At 52.9% G+C, this 4,134-nt stretch carries 4 protein-coding genes; 1 reads left to right on the top strand and 3 read right to left on the bottom strand.

The genetic code is table 11. The features are described 5' to 3' along the window. Positions 1-138: 138 nt before the first annotated feature. The gene (locus tag BJF92_RS25680; protein ID WP_198931513.1) at positions 139-1,833 is read right to left on the bottom strand and encodes a P-loop NTPase fold protein; all 1,695 of its coding nucleotides are present in this window, start codon (positions 1,831-1,833) and stop codon (positions 139-141) included. Positions 1,834-1,921: 88 nt separating this feature from the next. On the opposite strand from BJF92_RS25680, the gene BJF92_RS00075 reads away from it, so the two are divergent. Further along, the gene (locus BJF92_RS00075; protein ID WP_143523838.1) at positions 1,922-2,200 is read left to right on the top strand and encodes a hypothetical protein; all 279 of its coding nucleotides are present in this window, start codon (positions 1,922-1,924) and stop codon (positions 2,198-2,200) included. Positions 2,201-2,835: 635 nt separating this feature from the next. On the opposite strand, the gene BJF92_RS24805 is transcribed toward BJF92_RS00075, so the two are convergent. After that, positions 2,836-3,558: an apurinic/apyrimidinic endonuclease family protein gene (locus BJF92_RS24805; protein WP_075632762.1), complete on the bottom strand. Its 723-nt coding sequence runs from the start codon at positions 3,556-3,558 to the stop codon at positions 2,836-2,838. After that, positions 3,558-3,962: a hypothetical protein gene (locus BJF92_RS00065; RefSeq protein ID WP_075632761.1), complete on the bottom strand. Its 405-nt coding sequence runs from the start codon at positions 3,960-3,962 to the stop codon at positions 3,558-3,560. Before BJF92_RS00065 ends, BJF92_RS24805 begins: the two co-directional genes overlap by 1 nt. Positions 3,963-4,134: the final 172 nt, after the last annotated feature.

Here is a 4,134-nt window from a genome sequence, read left to right as displayed (position 1 = left end):
AAACACATCACTCATCACGGTCTCCTTTCCGAAACCGTGAATCACATCTCAAACCAAATTAATAGGTCCTGAGCCTAGGCGCGGTTCACCTCCACCTTTACAGGATTGCCGCCCGCGAAGGACAAATCGATGGTGACTTTAAGCTTGAGGCACGACGACACTGAACTTCTCGACACGAAGTCGATTAATCGCGCTCTCCTGCCCAATCCTCTGTAAGGCTGACACGGCCTTCGCGGAAATGCTCTTCATCCTCTCGTCTGCGTTTCCGATGTTTCGGAAGTAGGTCAGTCCATAGACGACCAGGCGCAGCTCCTCGTCTTTTGCTGATTTCATGGCGGCATAGAAATCGTCGGTACTATGCTTGTCGAGGAATTCAAGGGTGCCCTCGCTCCATCCCCTGTTTCTCACGATAGCGGTCGCGACACCCGTCAGAGTTCTGTCGTCAGCGAACGCACCAGCTTTGGCAGCGAAAGCCGCGATCACATCTGGATCCTCGATATTGAGGCGCGGCGAAACAGGATCTCCCACCCAGAAGTCCATTCCGTCATCTCGGCTGTCCACGTAGTCCTTGATGAGATCGTCAAGGCCGTCGCCATGACCGAGTTTTTTCAGAGTAGCGATCGAGGCGGAAAGGTTCGCAGGACTAATTGCTGCGGCGTTGTCCCTGATCGACTGCTTCAGCTCCGTGGCGAAGGCATCTGCATTGTCATCGAAAGATCCATGGTAGATGTCCCACACCTTGCTGAACGCGGCATCCTGATCCTTGAGTTCGAGCCTTCCCGTCAGCACATCGGCTTCTCGCTGCAGGGAAACTTCATCGTAAAAGCCGCTGCGGATGCAATCGAAGACGACGAGATCAAGGCCGTCTGCTGTGAGGAACTCATATCGCTTCAGCAGCTCGGAATGCTGGATCTCCTCTGGAGTTCGCTCCTCTCGGTCACCGAAGAGGTCGGCATAGGGGCGATGCTTCAGGATGGCATCGATCGGTGGTGCTTCGGTGGGCTGGTAGATCGCGAAGCCGAACAGGCACGCGCCGTGGAAGGCCTGCCTGATGATGCGCTCGTCATAGCCCTCCAAAACCTCTTCAAGCCGACTGCAAATTCTAAGGAGCTTGAAGATCGTCCGGATGTTAGTGATTTCTAGCTTCGCCGCATATTCTGCGACCATCTGGCTCAGGAGGGTCGTTCGATCCGGGACAGCTATGGCAACCGCCTCGCTCGCCGTCGGAGCGAATGTCAAATGGATGTCGATTACCTTTTCCAGTTGAACGCGGAAATCCTCGGCATTCTGCCCTTCCAATGCCTCACTGTTCAACAGCAGCACCACCTTGCAATTCTTCTTCTCTTTGAGGAAGGAGATCAGCCCCAGCATATCCTTCAGGTCGAGGCCCTCGCTCATGCGCTCAAGATCGTCGAAGCATACGATCTGGTTTCGCACGTCGAGGAATCCGGCTTCGACCAATCCTCCGTAGTCGGCAACAACGGGGATGCCACGGATCATTCCGATCCCAGCACGCCACTTGGACGACAGTTGCGCCAAGCGTTCGGATACGCTGCTGAAGGTCGCTTCCAGCCTCTCCTTCTCGCTGAAAGCTGCAGCTTCGACTGTGTTCTCGAAAACTGATCTGCGAACATCGCTTAGGGTCTCAAGGCCGAACAACGAGACGTAGGCATAGCGCGGCGGCCTTACCGTGGCATCCTTGAATGCAGCAGTGAGCAAGGTGTCCCAAGTATGGGTCTTGCCAACGCCCCACTTGCCGCTCAAACAAAGCGCAAGTTTATCCTCCGCCTTGAGAAATCGACGGATTTCGTTGTTCACTTGCTCTGTGCTCATGCTTTAATCCTGCAGCCGTCCCACTGCCGAAGGTTGTAAGTCATGTTGATGTGATTGGCGAGCGTCCTCGACCAGACGGATCTCGCGCTTGAGCATATCCAGAACGGCAGCGTCCATGATGCCCGCGTTGGCCTGGCTGCAGGAATGTCTGGTTTCAGAAACGGGCCGGAAATACCTGAACGACCAGATGGAAGGCGCAAAGCTTTCCAGCGCCTTATGGCGGGCGTACCGCAACTTTCAGGTCCGAATGCGGAAATTATTGCCGCTCGCCCGCCTGTTGACTGATGCCCAAAGCCAGGGCACAAAAGTGGCATCCACGGTCGCTCGCGGCAGGAAAACGGAGGGGATTTCAAGGGTTTTCCTATAAGCAATTGAAATCATGTGAGAATCCAAGGTCCCCGGGCAGGTCTATTTGGGACCCTCTCTTCTTTTTGTTGATTGCTATTCCAACTAGAAAAATTGGCGTCTTTTCAGGTGCTTGGCTCTAATTTTTTGGCAATTGGAATTTGACGCTCTCCATACCAGAACTTTCAAACACAACGGCTGGGGACCCTATTCGAGTGCGTCAAACAGTCTGAGATCTGAGATTGACGACGGCCATGGCGCCGGAAGCTGTCTGTTCGCCGTCGGAACATACTCGGCCGAAGCAGACATTCATGAGTTGATGGATCGGCGGATTCTTCCCATCATTAAGCGAGGCGAGGATCTTGGTGATTGGCCCTGCTACATGCATGAAAACGCCCCTGCAAGTCCTCGACCCCGTAAACGCACCTGAGTCGATGCCGACTATGAAATTGGAAACGCTCCTCACTGAAACGGTCGCGTCCGAAATATCCTTGAGGCACGAAGCCGTTGGGAGCCAAGCTCTACCGGCTGTCCGGCGGGCGGGCTTAGGTACGTGACACGCGAGAGATGAGAGCAAACACCTCTCTTGGAGCCGAGAGTGGACCGTCAGCACGTAGGCGAACGAGAAGCCACATGATCCGTCTCGGATGGCCGCGATCAAGCCGCAAATTCTCTAGAGTTCACTCCAGAAGTTTGGGTCACAAGTTCTTCTGTCGCAGCTATCTCCCGCACGATTTCGTGTGGCCCGACCATAGACTCGATGATAACTGGCGTACGAGACATAATGGTTGCGAAAGGCTCGTATGCTCGTATTGCAGCGAAAGACATCGGAAAATGCGCGCCCTTGCTATTTATTTCACTAATGTGAAACTGAGTGAGCCGATTGGCAAAGCGCCGCAATATGCGCACCGCTTGATTCATTGAAGAATCTATCTGGCGGGCATGAGCTAGGTCGAGGCACAGCCTAGCCTCTGGCAGCATCTCGAAAAACGGCTCCAGTTCTTCCGCTGTTCTGCCAATGGGCTTTCGAGAATCCATGTTTTCCAGGCAAAGTCGCGATCCAAGACCACGCCAATGGTCAAAGTCGCCGATGGTGTCGGGATGAACGACAATATTCAGGCCGAGATCAGCAATGACCATTAGTTGTTGAACCAATGACTGCTCATCATTGAATTTGGTTGGCGCATGAAAACTAACATAGCGGTATCGTTGGTTCAGACGAGGCAAAAGGCCGGGCAATGCCGCCAACAGAGGAGGCAACTCAGGCGCCCGTAATGCAGACAATTCCACTGCTGAGGTGTTTGTTGGCTCAAGCAGATCCAACGCCGTAACAAAATCGTCTCTGGCTATCGCGCCTGTTGAAAAGCCAATCGTCGTCATCAGAATACTCCGTATTTCTCTACCAACTTAGTCACCGTTGGATTCGCTCTGAACAACAACTCAGTCAGAGCAGCGTCAAACCGAATTGCTATCTCTCGAGCTTCCAGAAATATCTTGTCTTCGTACGCTGCCTCCGGAGACAAGTCTTGAAGCCTATTACGACTGGGCTCACTATCAAGAATGGCAAGAAACTTGTCATAGTTATCAAAGACTTCGGATGCCAAGTGAGGCGCATAGCGCTCAACAATATCAGCTAACGATTGAAGAGGCGGACGTTTCGTCCAAGCAAGCAGATGGTCAACAAGATCCTGTGCTTCATAGTCATTATGCTGCTCGGATCGATCCTCAAGCGCCCAGGAAAGGCACATGAAAAAGCCGGAAACGAATAAAAGCTTCCTCGACATCCGAAGCTTAATATTTCTTAGGGCCCACTTTTGGCCTGCCCGTGCTCGGTACTTGTTTGCGTAGTCAACCGCCATGGTTCGCCAAAAGCGAACTAGGCTCAGGACCTATTAATTTGGTTTGAGATGTGATTCACGGTTTCGGAAAGGAGACCGTGATGAGTGATGTGTTTTT

Origin of the sequence: Xaviernesmea rhizosphaerae (genome assembly GCF_001938945.1) — a bacterium.
Taxonomy (GTDB): Bacteria; Pseudomonadota; Alphaproteobacteria; order Rhizobiales; family Rhizobiaceae; genus Xaviernesmea; species Xaviernesmea rhizosphaerae.
This window is presented reverse-complemented; position numbering and strand designations above follow the sequence as displayed.

Excerpts from the sequence above, each read along its gene's own strand:
- BJF92_RS00065 (WP_075632761.1), bottom strand. The coding sequence starts at position 3,962 with ATGTCGAGGAAGCTTTTATTCGTTTCCGGCTTTTTCATGTGCCTTTCC.
- BJF92_RS25680 (WP_198931513.1), bottom strand. The coding sequence starts at position 1,833 with ATGAGCACAGAGCAAGTGAACAACGAAATCCGTCGATTTCTCAAGGCG.
- BJF92_RS24805 (WP_075632762.1), bottom strand. The coding sequence starts at position 3,558 with ATGACGACGATTGGCTTTTCAACAGGCGCGATAGCCAGAGACGATTTT.